This window comes from Tardiphaga sp. 768_D3_N2_1 (assembly GCF_052076105.1).
In the GTDB taxonomy this organism is placed as follows: Bacteria; Pseudomonadota; Alphaproteobacteria; order Rhizobiales; family Xanthobacteraceae; genus Tardiphaga.
Genome location: NZ_CP197245.1, coordinates 4,166,827 through 4,187,211, shown reverse-complemented (window position 1 = coordinate 4,187,211; position 20,385 = coordinate 4,166,827). Strand labels below are relative to the sequence as shown.

At 62.0% G+C, this 20,385-nt stretch carries 16 protein-coding genes; 13 read left to right on the top strand and 3 right to left on the bottom strand.

Annotated features, from left to right (window positions below):
* Genes AB8A27_RS19645 through AB8A27_RS19615 form a run of 7 tightly spaced genes read left to right on the top strand, consistent with a single transcriptional unit; the run spans position 1 to position 8,554 of the window.
* A complete protein-coding gene (locus AB8A27_RS19645) occupies positions 1-2,001 on the top strand; it encodes a hydantoinase/oxoprolinase family protein (RefSeq protein ID WP_441243361.1) in 2,001 nt (666 codons plus the stop codon).
* Positions 1,998-3,572, top strand: a complete 1,575-nt coding sequence (locus AB8A27_RS19640) for a hydantoinase B/oxoprolinase family protein (RefSeq protein WP_441243360.1) — start codon at positions 1,998-2,000, stop codon at positions 3,570-3,572. The genes AB8A27_RS19645 and AB8A27_RS19640 overlap by 4 nt, the downstream gene beginning before the upstream one ends.
* 13 nt (positions 3,573-3,585) lie before the next feature.
* The gene (locus AB8A27_RS19635) at positions 3,586-4,899 is read left to right on the top strand and encodes an aminotransferase class III-fold pyridoxal phosphate-dependent enzyme (protein WP_441243359.1); all 1,314 of its coding nucleotides are present in this window, start codon (positions 3,586-3,588) and stop codon (positions 4,897-4,899) included.
* A 23-nt stretch (positions 4,900-4,922) separates the two neighbouring features.
* Positions 4,923-5,303, top strand: coding sequence for a nuclear transport factor 2 family protein (locus tag AB8A27_RS19630; protein ID WP_441243358.1), 381 nt, complete (start codon positions 4,923-4,925; stop codon positions 5,301-5,303).
* 34 nt (positions 5,304-5,337) lie between these two features.
* A complete protein-coding gene (locus AB8A27_RS19625) occupies positions 5,338-6,993 on the top strand; it encodes a long-chain-fatty-acid--CoA ligase (RefSeq protein WP_441243357.1) in 1,656 nt (551 codons plus the stop codon).
* Entirely contained in the window at positions 6,993-7,409 is a 417-nt protein-coding gene (locus tag AB8A27_RS19620; RefSeq protein ID WP_441243356.1) for a Zn-ribbon domain-containing OB-fold protein, read from the top strand. Before AB8A27_RS19625 ends, AB8A27_RS19620 begins: the two co-directional genes overlap by 1 nt.
* Entirely contained in the window at positions 7,406-8,554 is a 1,149-nt protein-coding gene (locus AB8A27_RS19615; RefSeq protein WP_441243355.1) for an acetyl-CoA acetyltransferase, read from the top strand. Before AB8A27_RS19620 ends, AB8A27_RS19615 begins: the two co-directional genes overlap by 4 nt.
* Positions 8,555-9,877: 1,323 nt before the next feature.
* Here the strand turns inward: AB8A27_RS19615 and AB8A27_RS19610 are convergent.
* The 3 genes from AB8A27_RS19610 to AB8A27_RS19600 form a co-directional block, all read right to left on the bottom strand.
* On the bottom strand, positions 9,878-10,906 hold the full coding sequence (locus AB8A27_RS19610) for a leucyl aminopeptidase (RefSeq protein ID WP_441244959.1): 1,029 nt from the start codon (positions 10,904-10,906) through the stop codon (positions 9,878-9,880).
* Between the two features lie 214 nt (positions 10,907-11,120).
* Positions 11,121-11,786, bottom strand: a complete 666-nt coding sequence (locus tag AB8A27_RS19605; protein WP_441243354.1) for a TetR/AcrR family transcriptional regulator — start codon at positions 11,784-11,786, stop codon at positions 11,121-11,123.
* Between the two features lie 166 nt (positions 11,787-11,952).
* Entirely contained in the window at positions 11,953-12,699 is a 747-nt protein-coding gene (locus AB8A27_RS19600; protein WP_441243353.1) for a TetR/AcrR family transcriptional regulator, read from the bottom strand.
* A gap of 252 nt (positions 12,700-12,951) precedes the next feature.
* Between AB8A27_RS19600 and AB8A27_RS19595 the strand changes: the two genes are divergently transcribed.
* The 6 genes from AB8A27_RS19595 to AB8A27_RS19570 all read left to right on the top strand — a co-directional run bounded on the left by AB8A27_RS19595 (position 12,952) and on the right by AB8A27_RS19570 (position 20,384).
* Positions 12,952-14,010 (top strand): Rieske 2Fe-2S domain-containing protein, encoded by a 1,059-nt coding sequence (locus tag AB8A27_RS19595; protein WP_441243352.1) that lies wholly within the window; start codon positions 12,952-12,954, stop codon positions 14,008-14,010.
* Complete coding sequence (locus tag AB8A27_RS19590; RefSeq protein WP_441243351.1) at positions 13,997-14,950, top strand: PDR/VanB family oxidoreductase; 954 nt, start codon at positions 13,997-13,999, stop codon at positions 14,948-14,950. The genes AB8A27_RS19595 and AB8A27_RS19590 overlap by 14 nt, the downstream gene beginning before the upstream one ends.
* Positions 14,951-14,980: 30 nt before the next feature.
* Positions 14,981-16,222, top strand: coding sequence for an FAD-dependent monooxygenase (locus AB8A27_RS19585; RefSeq protein WP_441243350.1), 1,242 nt, complete (start codon positions 14,981-14,983; stop codon positions 16,220-16,222).
* Positions 16,223-16,359: 137 nt separating this feature from the next.
* Positions 16,360-17,583 (top strand): ABC transporter substrate-binding protein, encoded by a 1,224-nt coding sequence (locus AB8A27_RS19580; RefSeq protein WP_441243349.1) that lies wholly within the window; start codon positions 16,360-16,362, stop codon positions 17,581-17,583.
* Between the two features lie 75 nt (positions 17,584-17,658).
* Positions 17,659-19,590: an ABC transporter permease gene (locus tag AB8A27_RS19575; protein WP_441243348.1), complete on the top strand. Its 1,932-nt coding sequence runs from the start codon at positions 17,659-17,661 to the stop codon at positions 19,588-19,590.
* A complete protein-coding gene (locus tag AB8A27_RS19570) occupies positions 19,587-20,384 on the top strand; it encodes an ABC transporter ATP-binding protein (RefSeq protein ID WP_441243347.1) in 798 nt (265 codons plus the stop codon). Before AB8A27_RS19575 ends, AB8A27_RS19570 begins: the two co-directional genes overlap by 4 nt.
* The last annotated feature ends 1 nt before the right edge of the window (position 20,385 follow it).

The window sequence follows — 20,385 nt, the reverse complement described above, 5'->3', positions numbered from 1 at the left end:
GTGACGAATATCTGGGAAATCGGAACCGACATCGGCGGCACCTTTACCGATATCATCGCTATCCGGCGCGACACGTCAGAGACGCGCATCGCGAAAGTGCCGTCACGTCCCCACGCGCCGGTGCAGGCGATGCTGGAAGCGATCGAGGCCGTGGGTCTGCGCAAGAGCGACGTCAAGCGCTTCATTCACGGCACCACCCGGATCACCAATGCCATCGTCGAGGAGCGCTTGCCGAAAGTGGCGCTCATCGCCACCAAAGGCTTCGAGGACGTGCTGGAGATCGGCCGCTATCGCCGGCGCGATCTCTATCGTCTCGACATAGTTCCCAAGGCGACATCGCTGGTGCCGCGCGAGATGTGTTTTGCGCTGAATGAGCGGATGACACACGATGGCCAGGTGCTGCAGGGGCTGGATAAGACCGAAATCGAGCGGTTGATCGTCTGGCTCAAGGACACCGGCGCGCAGAGCGTCGCGGTGTCGCTGCTCCACGCCTATGCGAATCCAGCGCATGAGAAGATGCTGGCGGAGCGGCTGAAGGACGTCGTGCCTTATGTCTCATTATCCCATGAGGTGAATGCCGAGGCGCGCGAATATGAGCGGACGTCGTCGACGGTGTTCAACGCCGCGGCGATGCCCATTGCCGTCGAATATCTCAGCGAGCTCGAGGAGCGGCTACCACTCGGCGCGGGTCTGCAGGTGTTTCACTCCGCCGGCGCGATGATCCCGATCGCGGCAGTGAAACGCCGTCCATTGGTGATGGCGATGTCCGGTCCCGCGGCGGGCGTCTCTGCCTCTGTCAGTATCGCACGCCAGCTCGACAAATCCCGCGTGCTCACTTTTGACATGGGCGGCACCACCACTGACGTGTGTCTGATCGTCGATGGCCAGGCCGAAATGACCGATGGCAAGCTGCTCGCTGATCGGCCGTTGCGCCAGCCGATGCTGGCGGTGCATTCGATCGGCGCCGGCGGCGGCTCCATCGTGCGCGCCGGTGCCGGCGGTCTAACGGTCGGCCCGGAAAGCGCCGGCTCCGAACCCGGTCCGGCCTGCTACGGCCGCGGTGGCAACGAGCCGACCATCACTGACGCCAATGCGCTGCTCGGCTATCTCAATCCGGCCACCAAGCTCGGCGATCGCATTGGTATCGATCTCGATGCCGCCGCCCGCGCGGTTCAGCCGATCGCCGACCGGCTCGGCCTCAGCCTGATGGAAACCGCGCTCGGCATCATCAAGGTCGCCAACGCGACCATGGCGCGCGCGCTGCGCCGCGTCACCGTGGAGCGTGGCATCGACGGCCGCGACTGCACGCTCCTGGCTTTCGGCGGCGGCGGCCCGATGCATGCGGCGGGTCTCGCCGATCTCTACGGGATCACCGAGATCGTGGTGCCGGCGGCATCGAGCGCGTTCTCGGCGCTGGGCTGCCTCACCGCCGATTTCAGCTTCCTGCAGCAGCAGACGCTCCGCGCACCGCTGGCCGGCATCGATCTCGCCAAAGTCTCCGAGCGGATCGACGCCATGGTCGAACTGACGCTGGAGCCGCTGCTCGCCAACGGCATTGCCAAGTCCTCCGTCGAAATCGATCTCGTCGCGCTGATGCGCTATGCCGCCCAGGCTGACGCCATTCCGGTGCCGTTCACGCTGCCGCTCGATCCGGACTTCCTGCGTGAGCAGTTCCTGAAGAAACACCGCGAACTGTTCGGCTATGCCACGACCGAGCCCTGCGTCATCGAATCCGTGCGCGCGCAGGCTCGCCAGCCGTCGACCACCCAGGTCGGCCGACCGGGCATCGACACAAGGCGCACCGAATTCATGCCGCGCAAATGTTCGTTCGACAATGCCCATGACATCATGACCGATGTGATCGACCGCGGCACCACGTCCACTGTGGTCGCCGGCCCAGCGATCATCGAGGACGCCTGGTCGACGGTGGTGGTGCCGCCGGGTTGGCAGGCCGCGCCCGACGCCGACGGTAATCTCTATATGACCAGGGTGGCAGCATGAAACTCGATCCGTTTGCCGTCGAAGTGATCCGCCATGGCCTGTCGGCAGCGGCCGAAGAGATGAGTCTGGTGATGACCCGCTCGGCGCGCTCGCCGCTGCTGCGCGAGGCGGGCGACCTGTCGTCGGCGATCACCGATGCGCAGGGCGAACTGGTCGGACAGGGGCGCGACATTCCGGTTCATCTCGGCGCCATGGCCTATACGGTCAGCGAGACGCTGAAGCGCGTGCCCGCGTCGACGCTCAAGGAAGGCGACGTACTCATCTACAATGTCGCCGAACTCGGCGGCAATCATCTCAACGACGTCAAGGTTGTACGCCCGGTGTTCTTCGAAGGCGAGATCATTGCCTTCGCCGTGAGTCTCGCGCATTGGCCGGATATCGGCGGCTTCTGGCCCGGCAGCTATTACGCCAAGGCGATCGATACCTTCCAGGAAGCGCTGCGCATCCCGCCGATCCGCGTCGCCACCGCGGCAGGGATCAGCGATGCGGTGGTCCAGTTTCTCAAGGCCAATGTGCGTGATCCCGAATCCTGCGAGGGCGACTTGCTCGGCCAGATCGCCTGCACGCTGGCCGGTGAGAAGCGCATCATCGAGCTGTGCAAGGTGCACGGCAAGGATATGTTCGTGGCGACGCTGTCGCGCCTGCATGATCTCTCCGAAGCCGAAATGCGCGAGGCCATTCTGGCATTGCCCGATGGTGTCTATGAGGGTGAGGACTTCATGGACGATGGCGGCCCCGGCAATGAGCCGGCGCGCATCCGCGTCAAGATCATCATCAAGGGCGACGAAGCGACCTTCGACCTGTCTGGCAGTTGCGACCGCGTCTCGAATTTCTGCAACACCACGTCTTTTATCGCGCGCTCTGCGGTGGCCTATAGCGCCCGCATCATGAGCGGCCGCGACATGCAGCAGAACGGCGGCGCGCTGCGTCCACTCAACATCATCACCAGGCCCGGTTCGATCCTCGATCCCGGCGCCACTGCGCCTGTGGCAGCGGGCAATCACGAGACCTCGCTGCGCATCGTCGACGCGATCTTCCTGGCGATGAAGGACGTCATCCCGGAACGGCTGTCGTCGGGGGGCGCCACCACTTCGGGCATGATCTCCTTCGCCGAGCCACGCGCTGATGGCTCCTGGAAGATGCTGTACGAAGTCCATGCCGGCGGCGAGGGCGCCCGCCACAACCGCATCGGCTGTTCGGCAACGCGCGTGCACCTCACCAACACCTCGAACACACCGGTCGAGATGATCGAGGCCAACTATAATGTCCGCGTCGAGCGCCAGGCGATCCGCTGGGGATCCGGCGGCGGCGGCCAGTATCGCGGCGGCGACGGCGTCGTGCGCAGCTATCGCGTGCTCGCACCGAGCATGCATCTCACCAGCAGCGTCGAGCGTAAGGTCATTCCGCCGTTTGGCCTGCATGGCGGCGAGCCCGGCAAGACCGCGCGGCTGACGCTGTCGCGCGGCGGGGAGACCACGGAGATCGAGGGCAAGTCGAACCTCGTTCTGCAGCAGGACGACCTGGTGACCATCGAAATGTGCGGCGGCGGCGGCTTCGGCCCGGCTACGTGAAGAAAGACATACAATGAGCAGACTTTTGCGGACCGGCCTCAATGCGGGCGACAGCGCACCCCTGACCGTGGTCGGCGGCGAGGGCGTCTATTTCCATTTGCAGGACGGCCGTCGTCTGATCGACGGCAGTAATACTGGCGGCGGCCTCGGCCATCGTCACCCGAAAATGGTGGAAGCCATTCGCGCCGCGGCGGATACGCCGGTGGTCAATGAAGGCTGGACCTGGATCGGTCGCGAGAAAGCTGCCGACGACCTGATGAGCACGGCTTTCGCCGGCGAGGAAGATTGGGTCGGCGGCGTGCGTTTCTGCATCAGCGGCTCCGAGGCCAACGACATGGCGTTGTCGCTGTGCCAGGCGCTGTCGCAGAAATCCGCACTGGCGACGCGCGAGCGCGCCTATCACGGCCTCGTCGGTCTGTCGCGCAGCATGACCGTGCAGCCGCACTGGCATGGTGGCCTTGCGGTGCAGGCTGGCGGTTCACGTCTGCCGGCGCCAATGGCACCGGTCAAGATCCTGCCTGCACCTGACGGGGCGATCTATGGCGGCCTTCCGGACAATCGCCCAACTGTTGAGCGTCTTGCCGATGCCGGCGCGACACTCGCCGATACGGCCGCGACCATCATCGACTACACCCAGGGTGGCAATTATTACGACGGCGAATATCAGGACGAGGTGGCGCGGCACGCGGCAGAGGCCAAGTCGATCTGGATCGCCGACGAAGTCGTCACCGGCGCCGGCCGCGCCGGGCGATGGTTTGCCTTCCAGGGTGCATCGAGCCGCCCGGATATCGTGACCTTGGGCAAGTCGCTCGGCGGCGGCGCCGCAGCGGTGGCGGCGGTCGTCGTGTCGAAAAAGATCGTCGAACAGCTCAAGGGATCGAGCTGGCAGAACTACGGCACGCTGCGCGGCCACCCGATCAGCATGGCCGCCGTCAGCGCCTATCTGAAAGTGGTCACCGAAGAAGATATCCTGGCGCGCGTGCTCACCATGGAGGCGCATTTCAAGAAGCGCCTGCTCGAAATCGCACGCAATCATCCGAGCGTCAGTCGTATCGCGGGACAAGGCCTGCACTGGACCGTCGAACTGCACGGGCCCGATTGGCGCAACTGGGCGGCGGACACGGTCGAAAATCCGATCGCCTCTCGGGTCGCCGCACGGGCGATGGAGGTTGGCGCCGTGATCGGCACATCAGGCGAGCAGACCTCGCTGTTCCTAGCGCCGCCGCTGATCATCAGTGAAGCGGACGCCGAGCGATTGCTCGAAGCGCTAGATCACGGGCTCGAACTCGCCGACCAGGAACACGCGCGTTCCAGCGGTCTCAACTAAAACATCACGGCAGAGAACTGAAGATGCAAGTTTCGCAAGTGCAGGACGAACAGGACATCCGTGCCGTCATCGCCGGCTATTTCGATGCGCTCTATCACGGCGATGTCGCCGGCTTCCGTCGGGTGTTGCATCCGCAGGTGCGGCTGTTCTCGGCCACCGATGGCACACTCGTGAATCTCGACCTCGAAACCTACATGACCATGGTTGCTGCGCGCCCGTCATCGGCGTCACGAAACGATCCGCGCGGCGACGAGATCGTCAGCGTCTCGGTCGCGTCCCCCACCACGGCCCATGCCCGCGTCAAGGACATGTATCTGCCGAAGCGCTTCATCAACGAACTGTCCTTCATCAAGATCGACGGCCGCTGGCAGATCATCGCCAAGGTCTGGCACTTCTTCGCCTGAAGCTCAGCACAATGACCACGCCCGGAGGCTCCAAGTGAGTGATGTCTCGCCATTCTGGCCGCCGGGCGAGCCGCACACATTGCCGCTGCCCGAGGGTGTCCTCTATGACGCACTGGTGCGCGCAGCGACGGCGCGGCCAGATCATCCGGCGACGCTGTTCTATGGCGGGGTTGTGACTTACGCGGAGTTGCTGCGGCAGGTCGACGCGCTGGCCGGCTATCTGCAGAATGTCTGCGGCGTCAGGCGCGGCGACCGCGTCATGATCGCGCTGCAGAATTCGCCGCAATATGTGATCGCCTATTACGCTGTCATGCGGGCTGACGCGGTCGTTGTGCCAATCAATCCGATGAACAAGACCACCGAGCTCGACTACATTGCGTCTGACAGCGGCGCCAAAGTGGCGATCATCGGCAGCGATCTCGTGGAGGTCTTCGCGCCTCTCGTGGGACACGCCATCAATAGTATCATCGTCGCGCATTATCGCGACTATGTCCCGGCGGTCACGCCGTACATGCTGCCGCCCTGCGTGACACAGAACGGATCCTGTCCCACCGCACCAGGCTGGCGCGCCTGGGATTATGTCATCGCGCGCAACGAGACGCCGGCGCCGATGGGCGCCACATCAGCCGATCTCTGCCTGTTTCCCTACACGTCCGGCACCACGGGCAAGCCGAAGGCCTGCATGCATCTGCACAGCAGTGTCCTGTTCACGGCGGTGCTGCAGGCGCGCTGGTACAGGCTCGACGCCGACGACGTGCTGACTGGCGTGCAGCCGTTCTTTCATGTGGCGGGCATGCAGGGATCGATGAATGCGGCAATCTCGATCGGCGCGACGCTGATGCTGATGGCACGCTGGGACAAGGACTTGATCCCGCCACTCTTCGAGGCTCATGGTGTTACCTTCTGGAACGCAGCGCCGACCATGATCGTCGACGTGTTGTCCAGCCCGACATTCCGCGAAGAATGTTTTGCAAAACTCAAGGTCATCACCGGAGGTGGCGCGGCGATGCCAGTCGCGGTGGCCGAGCGGCTGAAGACCCGCTTCAGCCTCGAATTCGTCGAGGGCTACGGCATGACCGAAACCATGTCGCCGACCCACATCAATCCGATGGAAGCGCCAAGGCGCCAGTGCCTCGGCATCGCCGTGCACCAGACAGATGCGCGGATCATTGATCCTGACACGCTGACCGAGCTTGGCAATGACGAGATCGGCGAGATCGTCGTCAATGGCCCGCAGGTGCTGCAGAACTACTGGAACAAACCGGAGGCAAACGACACGTCCTTTGTCAGGCTCGACGGCAAGCGCTTTCTGCGTACCGGTGATCTCGGCTATCGCGATGGCGACGGCTATTTCTTCGCGGTCGACCGGCTGAAACGGATGATCAACGTGTCGGGCTTCAAGGTGTGGCCGGCGGAAGTTGAGTCCATCATGTACGGCCATCCTGCCATCAAGGAGTGCTGCATCATCTCCACACCGGACAGCTATCGCGGCGAGTCGGTGAAGGCGCTGGTGGTGTTGCACGATGCGGTCAGGGCTGAGACGACGCCGGATGACATTCTTGGCTGGGCGCGCAGCGTCATGGCCAATTACAAGACACCGCGCTCGGTGGTGCTGGTCGACAGCCTGCCACGGTCGGAAAGCAACAAGATCAGCTGGCGGTCGCTGCAGGACGCGGAGTGGAAGCAGTGATGCAGGACAACTCGATGGAAGGCCTTGGGCCGGAAGGCCAGTTCTTGGCACATCTGCGTGCCGGCAGGCTGATGATCCAGCGCTCACGCTCTACCGGCGAGTATGTGTTCTATCCGCGCCTGATCGCGCCGCGATCAGGCGCGGCCGATCTCGTCTTCGTCGGGGCCAGCGGCTTCGGCACGATTTATTCTACCACCACCATGCGCCGTCCCGCCAAACATGGCGGCGACTACAATACTTGTGTCGTCGAGCTCGACGAGGGCGTGCGCATGCTCAGCCGTATCATTGATTGCGCGCCCGACGAAGTGCACATCGGCATGCGCGTGCAGGCCGTGATCGTGCCGGTCGATTTCGGCACATATGCCAATAGCGAACAGCCCGTCGTGCTGTTTCGTCCCGCGGGAGCCGCGTCATGAGCATATCATCGCTGCGCGGCAAGAGCGCCATCGTCGGTCTCGGCACCTGCGGGCTCGGCCGCGCGCCCGGCTTTTCCGCGATGGACCTGATGGCTGGCGCGACCGCACGCGCCGTCGCCGATGCCGGGCTGCAGTTGAAGGATATCGACGGCATCTGCGGCGGCACATTATATCACATGTTTCCGACCCTCTCGATGGGCGAGTATCTCGGCATCCGCCCGAAATGGGCGTGTTCGGATATGACCGGTGGCTCGTCCTTCCTATCGCATCTCCTGCAGGCCACGATGGCGATCGAGGCCGGGCTCTGCACCACGGTGCTGATCGCCTATGGCTCCAACCTCAAGCAGGCCGGCACATTCGGCATTCACGAACTGCCGATATTCGAGAGGGTCTACGGCCTGACGTCGCCACTACCGGGCTATGCCATGTGCGCTGCGCGGCACATGTACGAATACGGCACCACGCGCGCGCAGATGGCGGAAGTTGCCGTAGCCGCTCGGCAGTGGGCGCAGTTCAATCCGGACGCGACGATGAAGGCGCCGCTGACCATCGAGGAGGTGCTGGCTTCGCCGCTGGTCGCCGATCCGCTGTCGCGGCTGGATTGCTGCCTGATGAGCGACGGTGGTGCGGCTGTCGTCGTGACCTGTCCCGATCGTGCGAAGGCGATGAAGCACAAGCCCGTCTATTTCCTCGGCGGCGCAGGCGCAAGCTGGAGCCGTGAGGTCTCGCAGATTCCAGATTTCTGTACGACGCCGACTGCCGAGTGCGCGCCACGGGCATTCGAGATGGCGGGCATCACCACGACCGATGTCGATGTGTTGCAGCTCTATGACGCCTTCACGATCAACGTCATCATGTTTCTTGAGGACATGGGATTCTGCAAGAAAGGCGAGGGCGGCGCCTTCGTCTCCGGCGGCCGCATCGCGCCGGGTGGTGCTCTGCCGGTCAATACCAATGGCGGCGGATTGTCGTTCGCGCATCCCGGCATGTATGGGCTGTTCACGCTGATCGAAGCGACGGAGCAATTGCGCGGCAATGCTGGGGCGCGGCAGATCGCGGATGCCGAGATTGCCATCGCGCACGGTAATGGCTGCACCTTCTCGCATGAATTTACGGCCGTGCTTGGCAACGCCGGCACGCTGTAATGACAGGTCTGTTGATGTCCATGCCTCAGCCCAGATCACAAGCCGGCGAACACGACGATGACATTGCATCGTTGCGGGACCACAGCCAGACCGACCGAATGCGGCATCGCCGTCCTGGATTGCCGGAGCCTGTTGCGTTTCGTGCACGTGAACCTAGGACATAATTGTGCCGGAATAGCCTAATGGGAGCTTCTGGCGCAAACCCGCCATCTAAGCCCTTGCTAAACCCTGAGCCAAAAGCACTGTTCGTGCGCATCCAAATTGTGTGTGCAGCAGCGGAAATCTGCATAGAACTTCGCCTTGATAATTGAGCGAGTTTAGGGCGTCCTGAACTTGCGCGTCCTTGGGAGACCACCGGGCAACCACCTGCCGTCTCGCCATCCACGTTGCTCAGACGCAGTCGGTATCACAGCCGGCTGCGTTTTTATCTGATTGAGCGACAGTAAGCCCGTCTGGCAACCTTTTGGGCAAGATTGAGGGCGGCAGCCATGTCATCAGCGACGACTATGATTCTAGGGTCATTATCAAGTGGGTGCTGGCCGGCAGGCTGAAAGTGTTTGCACGAAGTCCATGCGCCCGCGATTTCATCTGGGCTCTTCGCCGCAAGATCGCGTGACAGGAGCGGTACACCTCGCGGCTCATCAGGTTGGCACGTCAGAGGCCAACAGGCACGCGAACGCGCCCGATGGGGTTGAGGCCGCCGTCAGTCCGACTTGGCTCGCGGCTCTAGTCGTTCTCCCGATGCGAAAGGGAAGCGGCCGATCCATTCGCGGGCGGCCAAATCGCTTGATACGTATTCCGCGCGCCGCCTTCGGCCTGAGGATGGCTCGCGTCATATTCGGCTGCGATAAGGTCGCCGTAGGACCATTCAAGAACGCGTGAAAAACTGAGCCTCCACGATGACCAGTTTGGCGAGCGCATGTTGCGTTTCATTCGGTTGGGGTTGAAGCTCTCAACCAGCACAAGCAAAGGGTATGCCACTCTTTCTTGGTGCTGCTCCGAGTGTCAGATCATATGAAAGGTGCCGTCTCTTGGGAGGCGGCCTGCTTCGCCGCTGCTGGGCGCGATAGGCGCCAGCGTTCCCGCTCTGAACTGCGTAGCGCCGGTCCAGTTTAACCGCTGCTCGCGCAGCGACTACGGCATGCGTTGACAAGGAACAGACGACAGAGTGTGCGGATTACAGATAGCCTGCTCGATAGAGACGCAAGCTTGCCGGAGATTCCACCGAGGCATCTTAAGAAGTAGCGGGCAACCCATCTCGGCTTTGGTTTAAAAGAGCGCTTGGACCGACGCACGCAATACGCCGCCGGCGCTCGCGGCCGTTTAGCGGCTCATTTGAATATCCTTCACGACTACATCGCCATCGATCACGACGGGCTCGTCGTCGAGCAGAAGTGAGCAATTGCGCATCGGGATGTCCAGGTGGCAGGCGGTGTCGTTGGGGCCGCCCAGTTCGCTATTCGGGCCCGTCGAGAACATGACGTTCCCGTAGAAGCTGCGCGGCTCCATTCCCATTCCGCCGGTAAATTCCCCCGGTACGAAGTTGTGCCATCTGGCCTGCGGGTTCATGCCCCAGCCGACGTGGCTCATGCCGAAACCGCGTTTGTCGTTGAACGAGGCCATGTAGGCCTTGACAATTTCGGCCTCGAGCCCGCCGCGGATGTCGGTGATCCAGCCATTCTCGATCGTGTAAGTGATCGGTTCCCGAACCATGATATTCTGCGGCAGCAGGATATCGCCAGTCGCCACGACGATCTGGCCGTCGACGCCATCGTCGTCTCCGCCGGTGAAGACGAAGCCTGATGGCCAATGGTCCCAGCGACCGGGTGTGTCATTGCAGGCATATTCTGCAATCGTATCGTAGGTGTTGAGCTTGTAGGTCACGTCGGTGCCGTGTGGTGACGTGATGCGCATGACCTTTGCCTTGTCGAGAAGGTCGGCGGCGATTTCGACTTTCTCGCGTAGCTCCGGATAAGGCAGCATCCGGGCAAGCAAGTCTGGTGGCTCGACCGCGGTGAGGATGCGGGTGCCGGCAGCCTGGATCGCAAACTGCTCCGGCGAGAACAGCAGGAAGATGCAGTCGATCAGCATGTCGCAGTTCTTCAGCGCCTCGACTGCATCGGGCAGAGCGGCAAGACCGGTCACGCCGACGTTCCAACCGGCGGTCGGCATCGGCGCAGGGAGGCGCATGTGATACATCCTGGCGCCGAGGCGCTGGCCCGCGGCCATGAAAGCGTCGGCATAGGACAGGCGATCGCTACCCTGAGTCAGAACGACGAGGCGCTCGCCTTCGCGAACCCCGGACATCTTGAGCTGATGTAGGCAGATTTCAGTGAAGCTGGCGTGATCCATCATTCTTCCTCTCGAAAGCTTATTGCGAAAGCTCGGCTCCTTTGTGGAGCGTCGCCGCATGATCTGTCGTGTACGCTCGCGAGCGCCGGGGGCGCCAGCCGCGTCTTCAGCATGCGTGTTGGCGTCACGCGAAATAATTAAACGCACGATTAGTTTTCTTGCAAGCCGTTTTGATCGGCAGTGCGCCGGCAGAACAAGCAAGCTCCGGCAGCGCTCAGCCTTTGAAGCCCGAAGCCGTGAACCGAACGATTTCGTCAATCAGTTTGGCGGCAGACGGCCGGCGTCGTATCCCGCTGATCTCTTCGATCCGATGGGCGTCTGACAGGATGTAAATGTAGATGCCGATGAATTGCGCAAAACGGAGATAGAGGTGCTCATCTGTTAGACGCGGTAACAGGTTGGCCAGAATTTTTACATAAGCCCGCACCGGCTGGTCGTAAACCTCGCGGCGCAATGCGTAGGCCGTCTCATCCGGCTCGGCGTGAAGCCGCGCCTGCAGACGCAGGAACGCGCGCCCCTGAGCGGACTCGCGCAGCTGAAATGGCGGCGTGATGTAAGCGCGAAGAATGTCTTCGAGGGCGTAACGCTTCTTGGCGGTCACCTCGTCGAGCAGTTCCATGCGGCACGTCGCCAGCCACGCACCGCGCCGAAGATAGACCTGTCGAAACAGCTCCTGCTTTGTTCCGAACCAGTAGTTGGCCATGGCTTGGGTGACATTGGCGTCTTCAGCGATTTCGCGTAGATTTGCTGCTGCATAGCCACGCTCGGCGAAGTAGCGCTCGGCGGCATCGAGGAGGGCCTCGCGGCTCTCGGTGCGTCCTTCCGGCCGCCCCAGGCTTCCCCGTTTCTTGGTCGCGCGAGCAGTTTTCGTTACCGCCATTTCAACCTCGGTTAGTGCCATCCCCGCGCCGGCAGATCCAATATGGTGACGGCGAAGTCTTGTCAGGCATAGCAATCGTGAGCTTGAGAGGCCAGAGTCGGGGAGCGATCATGGATATAGTGACTGGCCGTCATCGTCCCGATCCAGATCGGGGACAACGGCACTTTCACGATGTTTTTCGCGGACGCTTGGCTTTCGCTGGCGTTGCGGCACGGGGCGCGGTTGTTTCCCGGCACATGCCGCCGACGATGAAGGCGACGGTCTCCGTCATCAGTCTCGAGGCATCCTTTGGATCATAGGCGTCGGGCACCATGTCCTCCATGCGGTTGGTGTCGGAGAGCGCATAGAGATAAGTGCCGATCATGAGTGTCATACGCCAATGCACGTCGAAGCGTGAGAGATGCGGCAACGCCTTGTGCAGCGCATCGATATAGAGATGCGTGGACTCGTCATAAGCCGTCTTGCGCAGCTCGTAAGAGAGATTGGGCGGCTCGGTATGCAGGCGGGCATGGAGTCGCAGGAAGGCGGGGCCATGCTCGGTTGAGCGCAGTAGCAGGACAGGTTGCAGGAAGGCCTCGACGATAGCGACGACGTCCCCAGCTTTGCCTTCGGCTTGCAATCTCGCCAAGCTTTCGACGCGGGCGTCGCCGATCGCCATTGCGCGCCGAAGAAAGGTCTCGCTGAAGAGATCGAATTTGGAGCCGAAATAGTAGCTAATGAGCGCCTGGGTTACGCCGGCCAGTTCGGAGATCTCGCGCAGCGTCGTTCCCGCATAGCCTTGATTGGCAAACACAACCTCAGCGGCATCCATGATGCCGGCGCGCATCGTCCCGTTGCCGCCTTCCGGCCGGCCGGGACGCTTGGTCGGCGGTTCGGCAGAAGGAACGCCTCGGCGGCCTGAAATGCGGTTCATGCAGACCTCATCTGGAATCCAGTACCATGGCAGTAATTCGAGCAGGCCGGCGCATAAAATCGATGCAAGCGACGTCGCGGAAATCGCGAAGACGGCATTGCGGAACCGTGAGTCGGTGTTGCGGAAGCCATTTCCTGCCTTTTCTCAGGCTGGCACGGGGATTGCAAACTGAAATTATATAGCTGGCCAACAAAATAATTATATGGCCAGCCAATTAATGTCAGGCTGCGGCCAGTGTTTGAGGAGCCACGAATGTCCGTCACGACTTTATCGGCCCAGCGGCCGATCACCGCGCAGGATGGCTGTCAGGATCCGGTTTTGCTCAACGACTGGCATGTCGTCGGCTATTCCTCCGATTTCGCCTCCGACAAAATCCATCCCGTTCGCTTGCTTGAGCGCGACTTAATCGTCTGGCGCTCGGCAAACGGCGACATCCATGTCTGGGAAGACCTCTGCATTCATCGCGGCGCCCGGCTGTCGAGAGGCTGGATCAAGAACGATCGCGTCGTTTGCCCCTATCACGGCTGGGAGTATGACGGCGGCGGTCGCTGCACCCTCATGCCTGCTGCTCCCGACGAGACGCCGATGAAAAAGGCGCGCGCCTTCCCCTATCAGGCAGTCGAGCGCTATGGCTTCGTGTGGGTGTGTCTCGGCGAGCCGACGGCCGATATACCGGTGTTCCCGCAATGGGATGATCCGAGCTTTCTGAAGGTCCATAGCGGCCCCTATATGTATTCGGCCAATGGCTTTCGCTCGATCGAAAACTTCATCGATGCCAGCCACTTCCCGTTCGTTCATGCCGGCCTGAACGGCGTCATGGACAATCCGGATCGGCTTGAGCCCTATGACGTGTATGAAGTCGATACCGGCCTCTGCTCGTCGGAAATAAAGGTGTTTCAGCCGTGGGGCGACGCGCGCGGCATTCCGCTGATGGCGTTCTACACCTATCACACGTTCCGTCCGCTGGTGGCTTACTTCTCGAAGCGAACCCAGCAGGCGGACAAGTCCGGCAATATCGTTTCCGACAAGTCCGATATCTTCGCCACCTTCTTTGTCTGCCAGCCGGTCGATGAGAAGACGACTATCGCGCGCGTTTGCGCAGCGATGAACGTGAATCCGCATCCCGATCCGGAAGTCGTGCGTGATCGGGCGGACGTGGTCTTCAATCAGGATCGCGAGATCGTCGAGTCGCAGCGACCGGAGCGCATTCCAACGGAGCTGCGCTACGAGTTGCATCACCGAACGGATCTGATGGGGCAACGCTACCGGAGCTGGCTGCGCGCCAAGGGTATCACCTATGGCGTCATCTGACCTCGGTTTGAGGTTGCGGCTGGTCGAAGTGCGATACGGAGCGCCGGGGATCAATCTCTACCGGCTCGCTTCGTCCGACGGCGCGACGCTGCCGGCTTTCGAGCCCGGCGCTCACCTCGATCTCGAGGTGGCGCCCGGACTGATGCGGCAATACTCGCTGCTTTGGCCGCAGCCAGCTTCGGACTGCTACGAGATCGCGGTGCAGGAGGCGTTCGACGGAAGAGGGGGCTCGCGTGCCTGGCACCGGCAGTCGGTCGCAGGGGAGATCTATCAGAGTTCGATCCCGCGCAATCATTTCCCGCTCGGCGCTACCAATGAGACGACACATTACCTGTTCGCTGGCGGAATCGGCATCACGCCGATCGTCTCGATGTATCGCAAGCTTGTCGCCGATGGTCAGCCGGTACAGCTGCACTATTGGACGCGCAGCCCTGAAGCGACTTTGTTTCATACCGAGCTTGCCGCCGTCGCCGACGGCAGCGTGCGGATCCATCACACCAGCGGGCCGGCGCCACGTCTCGCCGATGTCCTTGCGGATACGCCGATGGAAGCGCCGCTCTATTGTTGCGGGCCGACGCGCATGATCGACGCCTTCGACGAATTGACCGCGCGGCGTTCACTCGACCTCGTGCATCGCGAGCGCTTTGCTGTGGCCCCCATGGATACGGGTCCCACCGGCAGCTTCACCATTCGTTTGGCGCGCTCGGGGCGCAGCCTGGATGTCGGGGCGGAGGAGACCGTGCTCAGCGCCTGTCTCGCGGCGGGTATCGATCTTTCCTACTCCTGCGAGGAGGGGGTCTGCGGCGCCTGCGAGGTGCGCATCCTTTCCGGACAGGTCGATCATCGCGACCAGATGATCCCGCCCGCTGCGCGGGCCACGTCCACCGTCATGATGGCCTGCTGCTCGCGCGGGCTGACCACACTCGAACTCGATCTCTAAGCCACGCGGCATCAAGTCATCGGAGAAATTATGAATAGCGATTTCCAGGTAGCCATCATTGGCGGCGGCATCGGCGGCGCGGCACTGGCCCGCAGTCTGGATCTGCTCGGCATCGACTATCACATGTTCGAACGAGCTTCGGCCCTGAGCGAGGTAGGAGCCGGCGTGCAGATGACGCCCAACGCCGTGAAGGTGCTCGAAGCGCTCGGGTTGGGACCGGATCTGGCGGCGGCGGGCTTCCTGCCGGAGGCCATGGTGGGATGGAATTGGCAGAGCGGAGAGGAGTTGTTCCGTACGCCGCTGCGCGAAGTGTGCCCGCGTGTGTTCGGGGCCGAGTTCTATCACGTTCATCGCGCCGACCTGCACACCATGCTCGCAAAAGATATTGCGCCCGAGCGCATCACGTTCGGTGTTGCCTGCACGGGGTTGCGTCAACAGGCAGGAAAAACGATCGCCTGTTTCGACGACGGCAGCGAATACGCAGCCGATCTGGTGGTCGGCGCCGATGGCGTTCGTTCGGCTGTCCGTGCCGCGCTCTGGGGCCAGGAACCGGCCAGCTACACCGGGCATATGTGCTGGCGTGCGCTTGTTCTGGTCGACCAGTTTCCTCTGCCTTTTGTCACGCCGACGTCTGCCTTCTGGATGGGACCGAAGGGGCACGTGGTGACCTATTACGTCAAGGGTGGCGCAATGGTGAACATCGTTGCCGTTAATGAGAATCACGATTGGGTCGAGGAGTCCTGGACCATCAAGAGCAGCCGGCAGGAACTGCTCGATGGGTTTGCGGGCTGGAACGACAACCTGATCCGTCTGTTCGAGCTCACCAATCCCGACCAGATCTACAAGTGGGGGCTGTTCGATCGCGATCCGATGCAACGCTGGTCGCGCGGCAATGCCACGCTGCTCGGCGATGCCGCACATCCGATGCTGCCTTTCCTGTCGCAGGGCGCAGCCATGGCAGTCGAAGACGGCTATGTTCTCGCACAGGCACTGAGCCATTTCGGCCCGGGCGATCTCGGCACGGCGCTCGATGCCTATGAGGCCGAGCGCCGTCCGCGCACCACCCGTGTTCAGCTCGAGGCACGTGAGCGTGGCCGCACATATCATTTGTCTTCGCCCGAAGAATCGAAAGCGCGTGACCTCGCATTCAAGCTCGAGCAGGCGAAGAACCCCAACGCAGTCGGGATCAAGGCTGAATGGGTCTACCAATACGACGCCCGCACCTGCCGTGATCGCTTCGGTAAATCCCCGGCTCTAAGCGCTGCTTCCTGAGAAGCATCCACTCACATGGCATGCTTCGGGTCGACATTTGCTCGTTCGGCACGGTCGATCGTCTGGAGCTGCTGTCTCGTTGTTCCAAGCACCCACCCATGTTCCACAATTGTATCATCCACCGGAGAAGGTAAGTCATGATCAAGCAGTTGAGTTTTAGACACGTCCTACTGTCTGGCCTGGCGACGATTGCCATTGGAACCTCGGTTCCGGCCAGGGCCGAAGACACCATCAAGATTGGCGAGATCAACAGTTACAAGTCCCAGCCGGTCTTCACTGATGGCTACAAGAAGGGGATGATGCTCGCCATCGATCAGATCAACGCCAAGGGCGGTGTGGCCGGGCGCAAGCTCGAGCTCATCACCCGCGATGACAATGCCAATCCGGGCGAAGCGATCCGCCAGGCAGAAGATCTGGTCACCCGCGAAAAGGTCGACATCCTTGCCGGCGCCTTCTACGCGCATATCGGTACGGCATTGACCGACTATGCGAAGCAGAAGAAGCGCTTCATGCTGATCACCGAGGCGCTGAGCGATAATATCGTCTGGGCCGTCGGCAACAAGTACACATTCCGCCTCGACTCCTCGACCTATATGCTGGTTTCTTCGCTGGTCGACGAAGCGGTGAAATTGAAGAAGAAGCGCTGGGCACTGATCTATCCGAACTATGAATTCGGGACGTCGGCCGCATCGGCCTTCAAGAGATTGATGAAGGAGAAGCAGCCGGACGTCGAGTTCGTCGCCGAACAAGCGCCGCCGTTCAACAAGATCGATGCTGGAAGCGTGATCCAGGCGCTCTCCGACGCCAAGCCCGATGCCACGTTCAACGCATTGTTCGGCTCCGATCTCGCTCAGTTCATCCGCGAGGGCAACACGCGTGGATATCTCGGTGACCAGATGCCGGTGTTCAGCATCATCACCGGTCAGCCTGAATATCTCGAACCGCTGCGCGATGAGATCCCCAAGAACTGGATGGTGACCGGTTATCCCTGGTACAGCATCAAGACGCCAGCCCATCAGGAATTCCTGACCGAGTATCAGAAGAAGTACGGCAAGGAGAATCTGCGGTTCGGTTCGATCATTGGCTATTCCACGATCAAGGCCATCGAGGCGGGTGTCGCGGCATCCGGCGGAAAGACCGACAGCGAGTCGCTCGTCGCAGCGTTCGAAGGGCTCAATTTCGACACGCCGGACGGCAAGACCAGCTTTCGCAAGATCGATCACCAGGCAACATGGGGACTCTATGTCGGCAAGCTCGCCGTCGAGGACGGCAAGGGCGTGATGGTCGACTATCACTATGCACCGGGCGAAAAACTGCTGCCGTCGGACGACGAGGTGCGCAAGCTGCGTCCAGCCGACTAACCCAATGCCGGGCGCCCTCCGATCGAGGGCGCTCGGTCGCGTTTGAGCACCACATCTGTTTCGAGCGAGACTTCCATGGATCTGTCTGCCTTCTTGGCTCAATTGTTGAACGGCTTGGCCGGGGCGTCATCCCTGTTTCTGGTGGCGACCGGCTTGTCGCTGATTTTCGGCGTCACCCGGATCGTCAATTTCGCCCATGGCTCGTTCTTCATGCTCGGCATGTATGTGAGCTATTCACTGGTCGAGCGGATCGGCGTGGGGCCGTGGCGAGCCGTTGGCTTCTGGGGCGCGCTCGTGCTCGCAGCATTGGCTGTCGGGCTGCTCGGTGCGCTGGTGGAAATTCTGCTGCTGCGCCGTATCTACAAGGCGCCCGAGTTGTTTCAGCTGCTGGCGACATTCGCGCTGGTTCTCGTCTTCAACGATGCCGCACTGTGGATCTGGGGACCGGAGGATCTGCTCGGCCGCCGTGCGCCGGGACTGGAGGGCGCGATCCAGCTCTTCGGCCGTGCCTATCCGAGCTACAATCTGTTCCTGATCGTGATCGGTCCCGCGATTTTCGGGCTTCTCTGGATGCTGCTCACCAAGACCCGTTGGGGCGTCATGGTGCGGGCGGCGACCCATGACCGCGAGATGCTGGGCGCCCTCGGCGTCAATCAGGCGTGGCTGTTCACCGGCGTGTTCGCAATCGGCTGCATGCTGGCCGGACTCGGCGGAGCGGTGCAGCTGCCGCGCCAGCCGGCGAGTCTCGCCGTCGATATCTCGACGATCGGCGACGCCTTTGTCGTTGTGGTGGTGGGCGGCATGGGCTCCATTCCCGGCGCGTTTCTGGCTTCGCTGCTGATCGCCGAAGTGAAGGCGATCTGCATCGGCATCGGCACGGTTCATCTGGCCGGGATCGAGATCTCCTTCTCCAAGCTTACGCTGGTGGTCGAATTCCTGATCATGGCGATCGTCCTCGTGATCAGGCCGTGGGGATTGATGGGCCGGCCGCAGGCAACCAGTCGCAATTCTGCGCCCGTCGAGGCGCCGCTGAAGCCGGGCTCGAGTTGGTTTCGCATGGCGGTCATTGGCGTCTTCCTGGTGATGGCGGTGCTGCCGTTGCTCGATAAATCGCTGCCCTATGCCGCGGTGCTCGGTCAGGACATTCTGGTCGCGGCGCTGTTTGCGGTCAGCCTGCATTTCATAATGGGGCCGGGCGGGATGCACTCCTTCGGACATTCCGCCTATTACGGCCTCGGCGCCTATGGCGCGGCGATTCTGGTCAAGCTGGCATTTATGCCGATGCCGCTCGCCATGCTGGCGGCGCCCTTGATCGCAGGTCTCGGGGCTCTGGTGTTCGGCTGGTTCTGCGTGCGGCTGTCGGGCGTCTATTTGGCGATGCTGACGCTGGCCTTCTCGCAGATCGTCTGGTCGGTCGTGTTCCAGTGGGATGCGGTCACCGGCGGCTCCAACGGCATGGTGGGCATCTGGCCGGCGGACTGGCTGACCGGAACGCGCTACTACTATCTCACGCTCGTATTGGTTGGGCTTTCCGCTTACGCGCTGCGGCGGTTCGTGTTCGCGCCGTTCGGTTATGCGCTGCGGGCCGGGCGCGACTCGTCGCTGCGTGCCGAGGCGATCGGCATCGACGTCAAACTCGTGCAATGGCTGGCCTTCACCATCGCCGGCGTGTTCGGCGGATTGGCCGGCACGCTCTATATCTTCTCCAAAGGCAGCGTTTCGCCGGATGTGATCTCAGTCAGCAAATCGGTCGACGGGCTGGTTATGGTTCTGCTGGGCGGCATTCAGTCGCTCACAGGGCCTGTGAGCGGCGCGGCGGTGTTCGGTGTGTTGCAGGACTGGGTCATGCGCGCCACGGATTACTGGCGGGCCCTGTTCGGCGGAATCATCCTGTTTCTGGTGCTCGCCTTCCCCGAAGGGCTGGCTGGCATCTCGCGCCAGATCGAAAGCCTGTGGCAGCAATATCGACCGGCGGTGGGCGTTGTCCGGCGGGAGAAGCTGACATGAGTGGCGCGCTGCTCGAGGTCCGCGATCTCCATATGGCCTTTGGCGGCGTCCGTGCCGTCGATGGAATCACCTTCGACCTTCGTCCCGGCGAGTTGCTAGCGCTGATCGGCCCGAACGGTGCGGGAAAATCCACCACCTTCAACATGGTCAATGGCCAGTTGCGTGCCTCGGGCGGATCCGTGCGTCTGGCCGGGCAGGAGCTGGTTGGAATGAAATCGCGTGCGATCTGGCGTCTCGGCGTCGGGCGCACATTCCAGATCGCAGCGACCTTTGCATCTTTCACGGTCCTCGAGAATGTGCAGATGGCGGTGATGTCCCATCACAAACAGACGCTGTCGCTGTGGCGTCCCGCGGCAAGCCGCTATCGCGCTGAGGCGATCTCGCTGCTTGAGCAGGTCGGCATGGACGCACAGGCTGACCGGGCTTGCAGCGAGTTGGCCTATGGCGACGTCAAGCGCGTCGAACTTGCCATGGCCTTGGCGAACAATCCGCGGCTGCTGCTGATGGACGAGCCGACCGCAGGGATGGCGCCCCGCGAGCGCAACGAATTGATGGCTCTGACCAAGCGGCTGGTGGTCGAGCGCGGCATGGCCGTGCTGTTCACCGAGCACAGCATGGATGTCGTCTTCGCCCATGCCGACCGCATCATCGTGCTCGCCCGCGGCAAGCTGATCGCGGAAGGGGACGCAGAGACCATCCGCAATCACCCCAAGGTCAAGGAAGTCTATTTCGGCAATGGCCTGACCTTCGAACATCCGCCGGAACCGGCCACCGCGACAAGGATACCCGCATGAT

Excerpts from the sequence above, each read along its gene's own strand:
- AB8A27_RS19635 (WP_441243359.1), top strand. The coding sequence starts at position 3,586 with ATGAGCAGACTTTTGCGGACCGGCCTCAATGCGGGCGACAGCGCACCC.
- AB8A27_RS19595 (WP_441243352.1), top strand. The coding sequence starts at position 12,952 with ATGTCCGTCACGACTTTATCGGCCCAGCGGCCGATCACCGCGCAGGAT.
- AB8A27_RS19615 (WP_441243355.1), top strand. The coding sequence starts at position 7,406 with ATGAGCATATCATCGCTGCGCGGCAAGAGCGCCATCGTCGGTCTCGGC.
- AB8A27_RS19640 (WP_441243360.1), top strand. The coding sequence starts at position 1,998 with ATGAAACTCGATCCGTTTGCCGTCGAAGTGATCCGCCATGGCCTGTCG.
- AB8A27_RS19590 (WP_441243351.1), top strand. The coding sequence starts at position 13,997 with ATGGCGTCATCTGACCTCGGTTTGAGGTTGCGGCTGGTCGAAGTGCGA.
- AB8A27_RS19620 (WP_441243356.1), top strand. The coding sequence starts at position 6,993 with ATGCAGGACAACTCGATGGAAGGCCTTGGGCCGGAAGGCCAGTTCTTG.
- AB8A27_RS19605 (WP_441243354.1), bottom strand. The coding sequence starts at position 11,786 with ATGGCGGTAACGAAAACTGCTCGCGCGACCAAGAAACGGGGAAGCCTG.
- AB8A27_RS19610 (WP_441244959.1), bottom strand. The coding sequence starts at position 10,906 with ATGGATCACGCCAGCTTCACTGAAATCTGCCTACATCAGCTCAAGATG.
- AB8A27_RS19575 (WP_441243348.1), top strand. The coding sequence starts at position 17,659 with ATGGATCTGTCTGCCTTCTTGGCTCAATTGTTGAACGGCTTGGCCGGG.
- AB8A27_RS19570 (WP_441243347.1), top strand. The coding sequence starts at position 19,587 with ATGAGTGGCGCGCTGCTCGAGGTCCGCGATCTCCATATGGCCTTTGGC.
- AB8A27_RS19585 (WP_441243350.1), top strand. The coding sequence starts at position 14,981 with ATGAATAGCGATTTCCAGGTAGCCATCATTGGCGGCGGCATCGGCGGC.
- AB8A27_RS19580 (WP_441243349.1), top strand. The coding sequence starts at position 16,360 with ATGATCAAGCAGTTGAGTTTTAGACACGTCCTACTGTCTGGCCTGGCG.
- AB8A27_RS19630 (WP_441243358.1), top strand. The coding sequence starts at position 4,923 with ATGCAAGTTTCGCAAGTGCAGGACGAACAGGACATCCGTGCCGTCATC.
- AB8A27_RS19600 (WP_441243353.1), bottom strand. The coding sequence starts at position 12,699 with ATGAACCGCATTTCAGGCCGCCGAGGCGTTCCTTCTGCCGAACCGCCG.